This window comes from Streptomyces sp. Ru73 (assembly GCF_002920575.1).
Classification (GTDB): domain Bacteria; phylum Actinomycetota; class Actinomycetes; order Streptomycetales; family Streptomycetaceae; genus Streptomyces.
Genome location: NZ_PQSQ01000138.1, coordinates 1 through 15102 on the forward strand (window position 1 = coordinate 1; position 15102 = coordinate 15102).

General features: G+C 74.3%; 10 protein-coding genes. 3 read left to right on the forward strand and 7 right to left on the reverse strand.

Translation table 11 applies throughout. The features are described from left to right. The first annotated feature begins 314 nt into the window (after window positions 1-314). Both C3486_RS34085 and C3486_RS34090 read left to right on the forward strand, forming a co-directional pair. Complete coding sequence (locus C3486_RS34085; protein WP_103836735.1) at window positions 315-2294, forward strand: maleylacetate reductase and hydroxyquinol 1,2-dioxygenase domain-containing protein; 1980 nt, start codon at window positions 315-317, stop codon at window positions 2292-2294. Between the two features lie 4 nt (window positions 2295-2298). Then, window positions 2299-4098 (forward strand): FAD-dependent monooxygenase, encoded by a 1800-nt coding sequence (locus C3486_RS34090; protein WP_103836736.1) that lies wholly within the window; start codon window positions 2299-2301, stop codon window positions 4096-4098. Between the two features lie 51 nt (window positions 4099-4149). Here C3486_RS34090 and C3486_RS34095 read toward each other — a convergent pair whose 3' ends face one another. From C3486_RS34095 to C3486_RS34115, 5 genes are all read right to left on the reverse strand, one after another. Beyond that, window positions 4150-4599 (reverse strand): hypothetical protein, encoded by a 450-nt coding sequence (locus C3486_RS34095; RefSeq protein WP_103836737.1) that lies wholly within the window; start codon window positions 4597-4599, stop codon window positions 4150-4152. 146 nt (window positions 4600-4745) lie between these two features. Next, window positions 4746-5966 carry a type III PLP-dependent enzyme gene (locus C3486_RS34100; protein WP_103836738.1) on the reverse strand — a complete coding sequence of 407 codons (1221 nt, stop codon included), beginning with the start codon at window positions 5964-5966 and terminating at the stop codon, window positions 4746-4748. After that, window positions 5963-7759 carry an IucA/IucC family siderophore biosynthesis protein gene (locus tag C3486_RS34105; RefSeq protein ID WP_103836739.1) on the reverse strand — a complete coding sequence of 599 codons (1797 nt, stop codon included), beginning with the start codon at window positions 7757-7759 and terminating at the stop codon, window positions 5963-5965. Before C3486_RS34105 ends, C3486_RS34100 begins: the two co-directional genes overlap by 4 nt. 86 nt (window positions 7760-7845) lie before the next feature. Then, window positions 7846-9642 (reverse strand): IucA/IucC family protein, encoded by a 1797-nt coding sequence (locus C3486_RS34110; RefSeq protein WP_103836740.1) that lies wholly within the window; start codon window positions 9640-9642, stop codon window positions 7846-7848. Further along, window positions 9639-10829, reverse strand: coding sequence for an acetyl-CoA carboxylase biotin carboxylase subunit family protein (locus C3486_RS34115; RefSeq protein WP_103836741.1), 1191 nt, complete (start codon window positions 10827-10829; stop codon window positions 9639-9641). Before C3486_RS34115 ends, C3486_RS34110 begins: the two co-directional genes overlap by 4 nt. A 281-nt stretch (window positions 10830-11110) precedes the next feature. Between C3486_RS34115 and C3486_RS34120 the strand changes: the two genes are divergently transcribed. Continuing rightward, window positions 11111-11890, forward strand: a complete 780-nt coding sequence (locus C3486_RS34120) for a GNAT family N-acetyltransferase (RefSeq protein WP_103836742.1) — start codon at window positions 11111-11113, stop codon at window positions 11888-11890. Window positions 11891-11924: 34 nt separating this feature from the next. Here the strand turns inward: C3486_RS34120 and C3486_RS34125 are convergent, their stop codons facing one another. After that, on the reverse strand, window positions 11925-14063 hold the full coding sequence (locus tag C3486_RS34125) for a hypothetical protein (protein WP_103836743.1): 2139 nt from the start codon (window positions 14061-14063) through the stop codon (window positions 11925-11927). Window position 14064: 1 nt separating this feature from the next. Continuing rightward, a partial coding sequence (locus C3486_RS34130; protein ID WP_258053177.1) for a glycoside hydrolase family 38 C-terminal domain-containing protein occupies window positions 14065-15102 on the reverse strand: 1038 nt, incomplete at its 5' end.

The following is a 15102-nucleotide window of genomic DNA, read 5'->3' on the forward strand; positions in this document are numbered from 1 at the left end:
CCGGGTGCACCGCGCCGCGCCGGGGGCTGCGTCGCACATTGCACACCGGCCCGCGCCAGGCCGGGTGCGCCGCGCCGCGCGCACTGGCCTCGCCAGGCCGGGATGGCATCGCGCACACTGACCCTCACCACTTCGGGCGTACCGCGCCGAGCACGCTGGCTGGCGCCCCTTCACTTCCCCGCCCCCGACTCGCCCCACGCGCGTTTCGTGCAGTCAGCACGACAGGATCGTGCAGGCACCGCGCCCGCCTCCCGGTCGATACTCGAGCGGCACCCACCTGCCGATCACGTACCGCGAGAGTCGGAGCGAGTCGTATGCGCGCATTCACCTACGCCGGTCAGCCCGCCCGGGTGGTCTTCGGTGCCGGGACGCTGGGGCGGCTGCCCGAGGAGCTGGGGCGGTTGGGGGCCTCCCGCGCCCTGGTCCTCAGTACGCCGGGCCGGGCGGAACTGGCCCGGCGGGCCCGGGAGGTCCTCGGGGCCGCGGCGGCCGGGGAGTTCACCGGTGCGGCCGAGCACACCCCGGTCGAGGTCACCCGGCAAGCGCTGGCCGTCGCCCGCGCGCTGGACGCCGACTGTCTCGTCGCCGTCGGCGGCGGCTCGACCGTCGGCCTGGCCAAGGCGGTGTCCGTGCGGACCGGGCTGCCGCAGGTCGTCGTCCCGACGACGTACGCGGGGTCCGAGGCCACGCCGGTGCTGGGCGAGACCGAGAACGGTGTGAAGACCACCCGGTCGGCGCCGGAGATCCGGCCGGGCACGGTGCTGTACGACGTCGACCTGACCCTCGGGCTGCCGGTGCCGGTCTCCGTGACCAGTGGCATCAACGCCATGGCGCACGCGGTCGAGGCGCTGTACGCGCCGGAGCCCGACCCGGTCACGGACCAACTGGCGCTGCGGGCCATCGAGTTGCTGGCCGGGGCGCTGCCCCGGATCGCCGGGGACCCGGCCGACCGGGAGGCGCGGGCCGAGGCGCTGGAGGCCGCCTGGCTGGCCGGGACCTGTCTCGGCAGCGTCGGCATGGGGCTGCACCACAAGCTGTGTCACACTCTCGGCGGCTCGTTCGGCCTGCCGCACGCCGCCACGCACACCGTCGTGCTGCCGTACGCCATGGCCTACAACGCGCCCGCCGCGCCCGACGCCATGCGCCGCATCGCCCGTGCGCTGGGTGTCGCCGACGCGCCCACCGCCGTGTACGACCTGATCCGCCGCCTCGGCGCGCCGACCGGCCTCGCCGGGCTCGGCCTGGACGAGGCCGACCTGGCGCGGGCCGCCGAACTGGCCGCCGGCACGCCGTACCCCAACCCCCGCGAGGTCACTCGGGACGGTGTCGCCCGCCTCCTCGCCGATGCCTTCGCCGGCCGCCGCCCGGCCTCCGCCGAGCCTGCCCCGAGCTCTCCGGCCCGCCCGGGCGGGGAGGCAACGCTCTCCGACTCCCTGCGTACCCTCCTCGACCAGGTCACGGCCAGTTTCGCCGGGGCGCCCGACGCGCGCGTACGGCAGCTGCTCACCGACCTCACCCGGCGGCTGCACGGCTTCGTCGCCGACAACGACCTGACCGACGCCGAGTGGCGGTACGCGATCGACTTCCTGACCAGGACCGGGCAGCAGTGTTCCGCGACCCGGCAGGAGTTCATCCTGCTCTCCGACACGCTCGGCATCTCCAGCGCGGTGGACCTGCTCACCAACTCCCGTACCGCCGAGAGCACCCCGTCCGCCGTGCTCGGTCCCTTCTACGTCGAGGGCCCGCCGCCGCTGCCCAACGGTGCGGATCTCGCCGAGGGGCTGCCGGGCACACCGTTGCACGCCTCCGTGCGGATCACCGACCTGGAGGGGAAGCCGCTGGCCGGGGCGGTGGCGGACGTGTGGCAGTCCAATGAGGACGGTTACTACGACGTTCAGCTGCCCGATCTCGACGGGCCGCAGTTGCGTGCCCGGTTCCGCGCTGACGACGAGGGACGCATCCGGTTCCGGTCCATCCTGCCCTCGGAGTACCCGATCCCCGACGACGGCCCGGTGGGGCGGATGCTCGCCGCCACCGGCCGCCACCCGTACCGCGCCCCGCACGTCCACTTCATGATCAGCGCGCCCGGGCGGCGGACCCTGGTCACCCAGCTCTTCGTCGCCGGCGGCGCCCACATCGACGACGACTGTGTCTTCGGCGTCAAGGACGCGCTGGTCGTCGACTTCCCCGAGCACCACGGACCGGCACCCGACGGGAGCGCGGCCGACGGCCCGTGGCGCTCCCTCGAGTACACCTTCCGCCTCGCGCCCGACACCACCCCCGGAGACCGGTGAGACGATGACCGACCCCCGCCACCAGGGCCCCGGCCCCGACGACGCTGCCTACGACACCGACGTCCTCGTCGTCGGCAGCGGTCCCGCCGGCGGCAGCGCCGCACTGCTGCTCGCCACGTACGGCATACGCACCACCCTCGTCAGCAAGTACGGCTGGACGGCCCACACTCCCCGCGCCCACATCACCAATCAGCGCACCCTGGAAGTCCTGCGCGACCTCGGCATCGAGGACCAGGCGCTCGCAGCGGGCACCCCGCAGCACCTGATGGGCGACACCGTGCTGTGCACCGCGCTGGCCGGTGAGGAGATCGGCCGCATCCGCACCTGGGGCACCGGCGACGACCGGCTCACCGAGTACACCGCCGCCAGCCCGTGCCCGATGACCGATCTGCCGCAGACGTACCTCGAACCGATCCTGGTGAGCAATGCCGCGGCACGCGGGGCCAAGGTCCGCTTCGACACCGAGTTCCTGCGGTTCGAGCAGGACGCGGACGGCGTCACCGCGTATTTCCACGACCGGTTGCGGGGTGACGAGTTCACGGTCCGCGCCCGCTATCTGGTCGGTGCGGACGGGGCGCGCAGCCGGGTCGCCGAGCAGGCCGGTCTGCCCATCGCGGGGCAGGAGGGCAAGGCCGGCAGCATGAACATCGTCTTCCGCACCGACCTGAGCGCACACGTCGCCCACCGCCCCAGCGTCCTGTACTGGGTCATGCGGCCGGGCGCCGGGACCGGCGGCATCGGCATGGGCCTCGTACGGATGGTCCGCCCCTGGAACGAGTGGCTGCTGACCTGGGGTTACGACATCGACGAGGCGCCTCCGGAGATCGACGGCGCGGAGGCCCGGCGGATCGTCCACGACCTGATCGGCGACGACACGGCCGACGTCGAGATCACCTCCACCTCGCTGTGGACCGTCAACCACTCCTACGCCACCCGCTACTCCACCGGCCGGGTCTTCTGCGCGGGCGACGCCGTGCACCGCCACCCGCCGTCCAACGGCCTCGGCTCCAACACCTCCGTACAGGACGCCTACAACCTCGCCTGGAAGCTGGCGATGGTGGTGCGCGGCCAGGCGGGCGCGGGCCTGCTCGACACGTACACCCCCGAACGCGCCCCCGTGGGCAAGCAGATCGTGGACCGCGCCAACCTCAGCCGCGACCAGTTCGGCCCGATCTTCCAGGCGCTGGGAATCGGTGACGGCACCGACCACGAAGGCATCGCGGCGGCGCTGGCCGCCTGCCGCGCGCCGGACGCTGCCGGCGCCCGGCGGCGGCGCGCGCTGGACGCGGCGATCCAGCTGAAGAACTACGAGTTCAACGCGCACGGCGTGGAGCTGAACCAGCGCTACGCCTCCGCCGCCGTCCTGGACGACGGCAGCCCGGCGGAGGAGTGGCCGCGCGACCGGGAGCTGTACCACCAGCCCGGCACCCGCCCCGGCGCCAAGCTGCCGCACGTCTGGCTGACGGCCGCCGACGGCCGGCGCGTCTCCACCCTCGACCTGGTCGGGAAGGGCGGATTCACGCTGGTCACCGGTGCCTCGGGGATCGTCTGGGAGGCAGCGGCAGCAGGCTGCGCCGAGGACGTGGGCGTGCCGGTCGGCGCCGTACGCATCGGTGCGGAGGCCGTGCGGGACGCCTACGGTGCCTGGCACCGGCTGTGCGCGGGCGAGGGGACCGAGGAGTCCGGCTGTCTCCTGGTACGGCCCGACGGCTACATCGCCTGGCGCACCGCGCACGCCCCGGATACGCCGGACGAGGCGCGTGCGGAACTCGGCAAGGCGCTGGCGGCGGTGCTGCAGCGCTGAGCGGCGAACGGTGGGGCGCCGGCGGCCCGAGCGGCCGCCGGCGCCCCGGCATCAGGGAATGTAGCGGGTGCGGTCCGTGCACAGCGACCAGATGACGAAGACGCCGAGCGCGATGCCGACGATGGCCCAGATGGGCTGGTACGGCAGCCACATGAAGTGCGCGATCACGTACAGGCCCGCGAGGACGATGCCGGCCGTGCGGGCCCAGCGGAGGCCCTTGAGCAGGCCGAGGCCGGTGGCGGCGACGATGATGCCGAGCACCAGGTGGATCCAGCCCCACGCGGTCGTGTCGAACTCGTAGACGTAGGTGCCCGTCAGGGAGTTCCTGAGCAGGTACACCTGGTTGTTGGCGATGCCGGCGATGCCCTCCAGGACGCCGAGGACCCCGGAGACCAGCATCAGGACCCCGGCGAAGAGCGTGCCGCTGGCCGCCCAGACGTTGTCCGGGCCGTGCGCCCGGGGCGGTTTGGGGCCCGCTGCGTGGGGTGCTGCCTGCGACATGGTGGCTCCCCTCCGTGACATACGGGTGCGAATGTCGTCGGTCCAGCGTCGTCCCGCGGCGCCCCGGTGTCCACCGGATACGTCGCCGACCGCACGAACCCGGTCCCTTACGAGCACGTCCGATGGGACACCGGGACCGGGCGGCCTCAGCCTCCTTCGGGCGCGCCGAGGAAGTGGAAGCCGGGGCGCGGGTGCATCAGGAAGTCGTGGTGCGAGATGTTCCAGGCGTAGGCGCCGGCCAGGCCGAAGGCCACCCGGTCACCGGCGCGCAGGCCGGGCGCCGGCACGTTCCGTGCGAGCAGGTCCTTGGGCGTGCACAGCTGGCCGGTCAGTGTCACCCGGTCGCCGCGGGCCGCCGGGCGCGGCCAGGGGTGCGGCCAGGGCGTGTCGGTGCGCAGTACGGTGCAGGGCTGGTCGTGGCCCTTGGTGGCGGGGGTGCGCAGGTGGTGGGTGCCGCCCCGGACGACGGCGAACTCCTCGCCGTGGCTGTGCTTCACGTCCAGTACTTCGGTGACGTACCAGCCGCAGTACGCCGTGAGCGCGCGGCCCGGCTCGATGCGCAGGGTCAGTTCGGGGTGGCCGGCGACGATCCGGGCGAGGCCGGCGCCGTAGGCCGCCCAGTCGAAGCGGCTGTCCGGTGCGGTGTAGTCGACGGCCATGCCGCCGCCGACGACCACTTCGGGCAGCGGCACCCGGTGGCGTGCGGCCAGTGCGGTGGCCCAGGCGACGACGGAATCGGCCACGGCGAGCTGGGCAGGCGCGTCCAGGCCGCTCGCCAAGTGGGCGTGCACGCCGCGGAGTTCGAGGTGCGGGTAGGTGCCGTCGGTGAGCAGCCGTACGGTGTGGTCGGCCTGTGCGGGGTCCAGGCCGAAGGGTGCGGGACGGCCGCCCATGGCGAGAGCGCTGCCGTCGAGGGCGTCGCCGGGCCCGGGCAGGTTGAAGCGCGGCAGGACGGCGACGCGGCGGCCGGGGGCGTGCCGTTCGGCCAGGGCGGCGAGCAGGTGGAGTTCGTGCGGGCTCTCCACGTGGAACCGCTCGACGCCGGCGGACAGAGCCGTGCTGATCTCCGCGGGGGTCTTGCCGGGGCCGCCGAAGGCCAGTGGCAGGCCGGGCACGGCCTTGCGGACGTGGGTCAGCTCGCCACCGGAGGACACCTCGTAACCGTGGACGTAGGGGCGGAGCGCGGCCAGGATCTCCGGCTCCGGATTCGCCTTGGCCGCGTAGTACAGCTCGACCCGGCCGGGGAGGGAGGCGCGTATCCGGCCGGCGTGGTTGCGGAGTGCGGTGAGGTCGTAGCAGTACGCGGGGAGGTCTTCGGAGCGGAGGGTGCGGACGCGGTCGCGGACGGCGGCGGTGGGCTGGGTCATCGGCTGTTCCCGGTGGAGGCGTGGAGGACGGAAGCGGCGAGCGGGGAGGGCAGCCGGACGTAGCCGGCCTCGCGGTCGGCCTTGCGCTGCCAGCGGGTGAGCAGGTTGGCCTTGGCGGGGAGCGGGGCGCCCGCGAGCAGGCCGGCGAGGAGCGGCGGGCAGCCGTGCCGGTCGGCGTGGCGCCGGAGGACGCGGCGTACCTCGTTCCACAGGCCGGCCTCGATGTCCGGGTGCAGGTCGGCGAGGGCGGCGAGGAGTTCGGCGACGTGGTTGACCAGCAGGCAGTACACGACCCGGTCCCAGCCGCGCCGCGCGTCGTACGTCAGGGGTGCGGCGACGTCGGCGGGCAGCGCGGCGAGGGCTTCGGCGTGCCGTTCGGGGAGCAGCTTGGTGCCCTCCAGGTCGCGCAGCAGTACCTGTGCGGGCATGCCGGCGCCGTCGACGCAGATCAGTACGTTCTGCAGGTGCGGCTCGAAGACCAGGCCGTGGTCGAAGTAGGCGGCAAGCACGGGCGGTACCAGCAGGTCGAGGTAGGCGGCCCACCACTTCAGCGCGGTCTGCGGGCCGGCGCAGGGCGGCAGCCGGGAGACGTGCGCCGGGCCCGCCGGGTACTCGTCGGCGACGGCGGCGGCCAGCAGCGGTGTGGTGCCGGGCAGCAGCCGCCGCGACAGGCCCTCGCGCACGATCACACCGAACCCTTCGAGCAGTGCGGTGTCGGTGCCGCCGTGCGGGCCGGGAAGGGCGAGGCTCCGGTAGGCGGGCTCGCGGAGCACCGCGCAGCCGGGAAAGCGCGCTGCCAGGTCGTCCAGGGCCGGGGCGAGCAGCCGGGTGAGCGCGACCGCTCCGGAGAGCTCGTAACGGGCGTTCTTCCGCAGGCAGTTGGTGATCCGGACGTTCAGGCTGAACTTCAGGAAGGCGTCGTCGGTGTAGAGGGTGCGGACCGAGGCGGTCGCGGCGTACGGCACGTCGCCGGTGCCCAGCAGGCGGACGTCGCCCCGCGCCAGTGCGCTACGCAGTCCCGGGTGGTCGCGCAGCAGCTCGTACTGCCAGGGGTGCGCGGGCAGCAGCCGGTAGCCCTCGGGTACCGGCACGCCCGGCACGTCCAGCGGGGCCGCGGCCTCCGGGTGCGCGGTCTCCTCGGCCACCAGGTCAGCGCGGACGGCGAGCAGCAGCAGCGGGAAGCGGGCACCGGTCTCGGGCGCGTACCGCTGCCACGAGCCGGGGTCGCCGGTGCGGGCCTTGGGCGTGGGGTGGAAGCGGTGGCCGAGGACGAGCGACTGCTCGGAGGCGAGGTAGGCGGCGCGCCAGTCCCCGCCGACGGCGGCCGCCGCGTCGTCCGGTGCCGGACGGCCGGCCAGAACCGCTGCGGTCGCCCGGTGCCCTTCGGCGACCTGCGCCAGGAACTCGCCGTTGGGCACCCCGGTGCGCAGCGTCAGCTCGCCGTGCACATGCTCGGCCAGCCGGCGCCAGCCGATCTCCGTCCAGCCGTCCCCGTCCCGCTCGGCCACCGGGCCGGTGAAGCGGTGCGCACCGATCAGTGACGTGCGGCGCAGTGCGACGCGCAGCCGGACGTCGCGGCGGGGCAGCCGGAGCAGCAGGTGACCGCGGTCGACGGCGGTCTGGTGCTCGGGCCCGGAGACCTCGCGGAGCAGGCAGTTGAGGAGGGTGTGGGCCACGGCGTCGTCGGCGGTCGGCAGCCCGGCGGGGGAGGCGGCGGCCGGGGTGCCGGTGGCCGGGGTGCCGGTGGCCGGCGCACCGGCCCGTCCGGTGGCGGAATGCGGCGGCGGGGGCATCGGGGGCTCCTGCGGAGTAGCGGTGGGACGGGGGAGGACGAGGGGGCCGCGGCGGCCGGACGCGGCACGGCTCGCGGCGCGGCCGGTCACCGGGCGGCCCGCGACGGCAGCAGGTAGTTGGGACCCGTGGTGTAGTGCTTATTGATGTCGGCGGCGCCTGAGCGCTCCTTGGACAGCAGCGTCCCGGCGCTGACCATGGCCTTGACCGGCAGGTACGGGGCTTCCAGCAGCCTGGCGCCGAGGACGGCACCCGCCTCGCCGGGCGCGCTGCCCAGCCGGCCGACCGCCTCGGTGAGGCGGTCACGGACCAGTCCCAGCAGCCGGTCCAGTGGTGCACGCCCGCGCCGCGCCAGCCCGAACGCGTAGGAACCGGCGCACAGATGCACCGTGATGGCCGCGAAGAGATCCGCCACCGGGCCGTCGTCCGTGCCGAAGATCCGCCGGTCGGTGAAGTCCGCCGGGTCCGGCGCTGCCGCGCCCAGCCGCTCCCGCAGCCGTACGGTGTTGATCCGCGGGGAGTCGTTGTCCTTGAACAGCAGCCGCAGCCGGGTACCGCCCGCGGCCGTGCGGTCCAGCACGAGCGAGATGTTCTGCTGGTGCGACTCCAGCGCGATGCCGTAGCCGAAGAGCGTGGTCTGCCAGTCGAACAGCAGGGCCCAGCAGGCGTCGAGCAGTGCGAGCGGGTCGCCGCCGTAGAACCGGTCGGCGAGGTGGTCCAGTATCGGCCGGCCGCCCGGCGCCGGGGCGAGCAGCGCGGCCAGCGGGACGACGACGCTGTTCTCCAGCCCGGCCGGCCAGCGGCGGCACAGTACGGCCAGCAGTTCGTGCCCGGCGTGTGCGTACACCGTCTCGTCGGCCTGGAGCACCGTTTCCCGGAACCGCGGCTCGCGGGCCAGCACCGTCTCCAGCAGCCGCTGGCCCGCCGCGCCGTCGACGAGTGTGCCGGGCTTGATGGTGCGCTTGTTGCGCATCCCCAACGTCGAGGTGGGAAGCGGGAGTTTGAGGTGCACGCGGGAGTCGGCGTCCAGTGCCACGGTACGCATCGACAGCGTCGGCGCGACGTCCAGCGACGGCCGCCCGGCCGGTACCGCCTCCCCGGCCGGACCCGCCTCCCGCAGTGCGGCCTCCAGCGGGCCGCCGGCCGTCAGCGGATGCACGGGCAGCGCGAAATGGCTGGAGTCCAGGCCGGGGCGGCCCAGGTCGGCGGGGCGCGGCCAGCAGCCGGGCAGGCCGCCCGAGGCGGCGCCGTCGGACAGGGTGAGGGCGGTACGCGGCAGCAGCACCCAGCGCAGTGCGAAACGGGGGTGGAACTCGGGTGCGTACGCCCGCAACTGGTCCTCGTCCAGCCCGGAACGCCCGCGCGAGACCGGGTACACCGGGTGGTCGAGACGGGCGGCGAGCGCGTCGTACGCGAGGCCCGCCACCAGGCCCGTCCAGCGGGCCGGATCGGGCCCGTGACGGTGCGTCAGCGTGGCGTACAGCTCGTCCCGCGTGGCCTCGTGCAGCCGCAGTGTCGCCAGGGCCTGCCGGCACTCCGCCGCGAACGCGTCGAACCCCTCGTGGTCGCGCGGGTCGGCCAGCGCCCGCAGCGCGGCCGGCACCGCGTCCAGGCCGGTCAGCCGGGCGCCGTCGGACTCGCGGACCAGCAGCGGCAGCCGGGCGGCGTACTCGGCCTGGTAGCCGTCGGGGGCCAGTGGCAGCAGCAGCGCCCCGCAGTCCGCGGCGGGCAGTCGCAGCCACGGTCCGTCCGGGCGTCGCAGCAGTGTGCCGCGGGTCCGCAGGCCCACCACGTCCTCCCGCAGCAGCGCGCTCAGCACGCGCACCAGCAGCTCGCGCTCCGCCGGCCCGGCGTCCGTGCCCGGTTCCGCGGTCGCGGCGGTCACCGGGTGATCTCCCACCGCTCGGCGGCGAAGAACTCCTCGACCACGCGGTCCACGGTCCGCTGGTCGCGCCCCGTGGCCCGGGCCACGCCGAGGAAGTCGCGGTTGGTGCGGTAGTGCGGGTGCGTGGTGCCGACCTCGCGCAGCGGACGGTATGTCAGGCGGACGCCGTCGACCGTACGGTCCTGCGCTGCGGGCGCTGCGGTGAGGGTGCCGGCGCGGTCGGCGAGGGCGTACCGCACCCGCGCCGCGCCGTCCGTCCGGGCGCCCAGGTCGGCGGGGAGCGGCTCGCCCAGGTGGGTGCGGAGGATGTGCGCGAACAGCGGTATGTCCAGTAACCGGTCCAGCAGCAGGTCGCACTGGTCGCCGATGACGCGGTAGTTGACCTCGATGAGCCGGGCGCGGCCCTCGTGCACCACGAACTCGGTGTGGCAGGCCCCGAACCCGACGCCCAGCGCGTCCAGTTGGGCCAGCACCTGGGCCGTGACCGGTTCCGGATGGGCGGCGACGTAGGCGTGCCGCTCTTCGATGAAGGCCGGGGGAGGGGAGACCGTGGTGTGGAAGCCGCCGAGGACGTGCAGGGTCCGGCCGTCCCCCAGGGTCTCCATCGTGTACAGCTCGCCCGGCAGGTACTCCTCGGCGACCAGCGCCGCTCCCGGGCGCCGGGCCCGGATCTCCTCGGCCCGCTCGACCAGTTCGCCGGGGCCCTCGGCCAGGACGACGTCCTCGCTGGCCACGCCCTCGCGGGGCTTGAGGACGCACGGGTAGGGCAGCCCGGCGGCGGCCAGCGCGTCCGGCTCCTCGTCGGGGCCGAGCTGCGCCGACCGGACGGTGTCGAGGCCGGCGGCGGCGAGGTGGCGGCGCATCTCCGCCTTGTTCTTGGCGCGCAGCGCGGCCCGCCAGTCCTTGCCGGGCAGCCCGAAGTACGCGGCGGCCAGCGCCGCTTGGGTCTGAAGGTGGTCGCTGTTGGTGAACACCGCGTCGCCGGGGCCGTCCGCCGCGATCCGGCCGATGACCGCGCGGACGTCCTGCACGTCGCACTCGACGACCTCGGTGTCCGGGTGTCTCGCGCGGTGGGCCGCCGGCCGGTCGGTCAGGACGGTGACGTCTAGGCCGAGGCGGGCGGCGGCGGGCAGGAAACCGTCGCTGACCGAGTCGGTGGGGTTCAGTGCGAGCAGGTGCATCCGCATGACAGGGGCCCCTTCTGGTCCGGAGTGGTGCGGGGACGGCGGTGCGCGCCGGCCAACGGGGCTTCGGTTGCTGATGGTTCGGTCGTCACCACGCGTCGTTACGTTAGGTTAGGCAAACCTAAACCTGCAACCGGGGTGGTGCGTATCGGCGAGCCGGCCGCCTCCCGGCCGCGTGTACGGGAGCGGGCTCCGGACTCCCTACCCGGTCACGACGGCTCAGCCACCTCCGTACGGGCGCAAATCCGGTTGCCCGAGAGCACGACCCTTGCTGAAGTGAGCGGATGAATCACGAAGCGGTGCTCGCGGAGTACGACCGGCGCATGCGGCAGGACGCCGGGCCCGACGGCCCCGGCGCCCGGATCGAGCGGCTGCCCGGCGTCGTCCGGCAGACCGCCGGCACGGAAGACGGCTGGAACGGCATCCTCTGGGCCGATCTCCCGCCCGGCGCTGCCGACGCCGCGATCGCCGCCCAGATCGCGCACTTCACCACGCTCGGCCGCGCCTTCGAGTGGAAGCTGCACGCCCACGACCGCCCGGCCTGCCTCGCCGCCCGGCTGACCGCGGCCGGCTTCGTCCCCGAGGCCGAGGAGACCCTGATGGTCGCCGGGACCGGCACCCTGCCCACCACCGCCCGCCTCCCGGCCGGCATCCGGCTGGAGCCGGTCACGGACCCGGCCGGCGTGGACCTCATGGTGGCCGTCCACGAGCAGGTCTTCGGGCCCGGCCGCGCCCGCTTCCGCACCCAGCTCCTCGACCGGCTCGCCACGGCCCCCGACACGGTCGCAGCGGTGGTCGCCATGGCCGGTGACACCCCGGTCAGCGCCGCCCGGATCGAGCTGCCGCCCGACGCGCCCTTCGCCTCCCTCTGGGGCGGCGGCACCCTCCCCGAGTGGCGCGGCCGCGGCCTCTACCGCGCACTGATCGCCCACCGCGCCCGCATCGCGGCGGCCCGCGGCTACCCCTACCTCCAGGTCGACGCCTCCGACCAGAGCCGCCCCATCCTCCAGCGCCTCGGCTTCGCCGCGCTGACCACCACCACGCCGTACGTGTACGGGGAGTGAGCCCCGTACCCGTACGCCGCGGTGCCTCGGGCGGTCAGCCGGGCCAGCGGACCCGGGCCACCGCCGTGCCGCCCCGCGTGCCGTCCGGCGCCACCGCCGTCAGCCGCAGGGCCGTCACGCGCTCCGCCCCGGCACGGGCGAGCGCCTTGACGTAGTACACGTCGTCGAAGATCCGCCCCAGCGCCTCGGTACGGCCGTCCGGCAGCTCCCGGGTCAGGTCGTAGTACCAGACGCCGCGCTCGGCCAGCCGCCAGGAGAGGAACACCTCGGCGGTGTCACCTGCCGGGTGCACGGCGTCGACCGTGAACGCGGCGGGCGCCGCCGGGCCCGGAGCCGGGCGGCCGTCCAGGAAGGCCAGTTCGCCGAGGCGGAAGGTGTGCTCGGCCGGGGCGCCCGTGGTGCCGAAGCGCACCGCCACGGCCGCGACGGTGCGCCCGGCGAGCGCGGCCAGCGGCAGCTCCGCCGTGGTCCAGCGGCGGCGGGGATCCGGTCGTCCGGCCGGCAGCCAGGTGGTGGTGTCCGGCTCCTCCTCGGTGATCAGGCCCAGCTCGACGCGGCCGTACCGCTCCGGCGCCCGGTCGCCCGTCGCGTACACCAGCCGGACCCGCTCCCCGCCCGTGACCCGCAGCCGGGTCTTGAACAGCCGGGCCGTCGTCGGGCCGTCCGGGGCGAGCCGGCCCGAGAAACGCAGCGAACAGCCGCCGTCGTACGCCGTGCCGTAGTCGTACTCCGCACGCAGCGGTTCGGCGCCGCCCGCGCCCCGGGTCCAGAACTGCCAGGTGGGCAGCACGTCCTGGATGCTCATGTTGTTCCACTCCCGCTCCGAGGCCCGGCGGCCCGCCAGGAAGAAGGCGCGGCCGTGCCCGGTGTTGAAGCGGGTGACGAACGGGAAGCCGCCGATCACCGACCGCTCGGTCAGGTAGCGCGCCACACCGTCCCACTTGCGGAAGTTGTGCTCGTCGCGCGGCTTGCCGTCGTCCTCGTCCGGCCACGGCACGTACTCGGTGCGCCCGGTCCTGGTCGGGTCCTCGTGCGGCCCCGACCAGTAGTGGCGCTCGCGCACGAAGACCTCGTCCTGCGCGTCGGGGTCCTCCCGGTCCGGGTAGCGGTCCCAGGGGAAGTGCGAGCCGAACAGTGCCCAGCTGGTGCGCGCCGGCTGCCCGTCGGGGCAGACGATCCGCGGATCGAAGGGCGGATTGAAGCCGTACTTCTCGGTCTCGGTGCCGTGGAAGACCGTCTCGTACGGGTCGAGGCCCCGCTCCAGCGCCGTACGCCGGGAAGTGGCCACGCCCTCCTCGGTGAGCCAGTAGTTGGCGAAGAGGCTGTGGTTGACGGGCGTGTCCCCGTGCCGCACCCAGTCGGCGTTGGTGTCGTTGAAGGCGTTCTGGTAGTCCAGCTTCCCCTCGGTGGTGATCGTGTCGTACCACTGCAGGTGGAAGCCGTCCGGCGCCTTGGCCCGCAGATACGTCAGCATCCGCATCAGCTCGTGCGCGTCGGCCGCGGAGACGGTGGCTTCCTGGTTGATGAAGTAGCCGTCGAAGCCGAAGTAATCGGCCATCGCCAGCAGTCCGTCGGCCACTGGATACGACCCGTCGGCGCGGCGTTCGAGCAGGTCGGCGAAGGTGCCGGTACGCGGCCAGAACCAGCAGCCGAGGCTGCGCACGCCATTGCGGTGCGCGGCGTCGGTCCACGCGGGGTTCGGCAGGTTCACCACGCCGTGCACCGGCTCGTCCTCGGGCGAGCCGTCGACGGGCATGCCGTGCCAGGAACCGTACAGGTCGGTGTACTGCCAGAAGCGCAGCAGCCTGCGGGCGAACACATCGCCGTACTTGTAGGCGGTGAAGAAGGAGTTGTCGTAGTCGTAGCTGAGGTTCATCAGCCGCGGGCCGGTCGCCAGCCGCGGGTCCGCCTGGGTGGGCGCGAACGCGGGGATGCGGTGGGCGAGCGGCACACGGGAGCGGAAGTAGCGCGCGAACCGGTCGGTCTCCGGGCGCCAGGACTTCAGCGCGGCCGCGTCGTAGCCGTGCATGAAGGGCTGATGGGCGCCGCGTGCGGAGGCGGCGGCCGCGGGGCGCGCACCCAGCGGACCGAGCGGCCCCGCGAGCCCCACGGCCACGCCGGCCACGCCCAGCATCCGGACGAAGGTCCTGCGGTCCAGGTGGTCACCGCCCATGTCACGCCTCCCCGGTGATGCCGCGGCCCAGCCGCAGTGTGACGATCTCGAACGGGTGGAGGTCGAGGGCGAGCCCACCGTCCTCGTACGCCTGCCCGCCCGCCCCGTCCGGGCGCTCCAGCAGATCGCACCTGACCACGGAGGACACCGGGAAACCGCAGGTCAGCCTGGTGCTGACGCGTCCGCCGCGGGCCTCGTGCAGACGGACCACCACATCACCGCTGCCGTCGTCCGCGAGCTTCACGGCGGTCACGGTGACGGCCTCGTCGGCCACCGACACCAGCGGCTCGACCGCCTCAGCGGCGCCCGCCACCCGGCGTTCCGGCAGGTTGAGTGCCCAGCCCTCCCGCACCGCGTCACCGAGCCCGGCGCCCGGCACCAGCGCGCAGCGGAAGCGGTGGGTGCCCTGGTCGGTGCGCGGGTCGGGGAAGCGCGGCGCGCGCAGCAGGGACAGCCGTACGGTCGTGGTGGTGCCGCGGCCCGTCTCCCGCGCGGCACGCGAGGCGTCGTACCCGTACGTCGAGTCCGTCACCACCGCGACGCCCCAGCCCGGCTCCTCGACGTGCACGAACCGGTGCGCGCACGCCTCGAACTTGGCCGCGTCCCAGCTGGTGTTGGTGTGCGTGGGCCGGTACAGGTGCCCGAACTGGGTCTCGGCCGCGACCCGGTCGGCGTGCACGTCGAGCGGGAAGGCCGCCTTGAGGAACTTCTCGGTCTCGTGCCAGTCCACCTCCGTCGCGATCTCCAGCCGCGCCGCGCCCGGTGGCAGTGTCAGCACCTGCTCCACAGAGGAGGAGCCGAACGTGCGGCGGACCCGCACCGCACCGGCCGTGCCGCCGTCCACCGCCTCCACCGCGTCGGCCTCGACGAGATCCGTCACCGTGTTGCGGTAGAACTCGTCCACGTCCCAGGCGTCCCACATGGTCGGGAAGTCCTGGTGCAGCTGGAGCAGGTTGGCCGCCTTGCCCGGCGCCAGCGTCTCGCGCCCCGCCCGCAGGTCGTACAGCGACACCAGCAGGCCGCGGCCGTCGACCTCGGC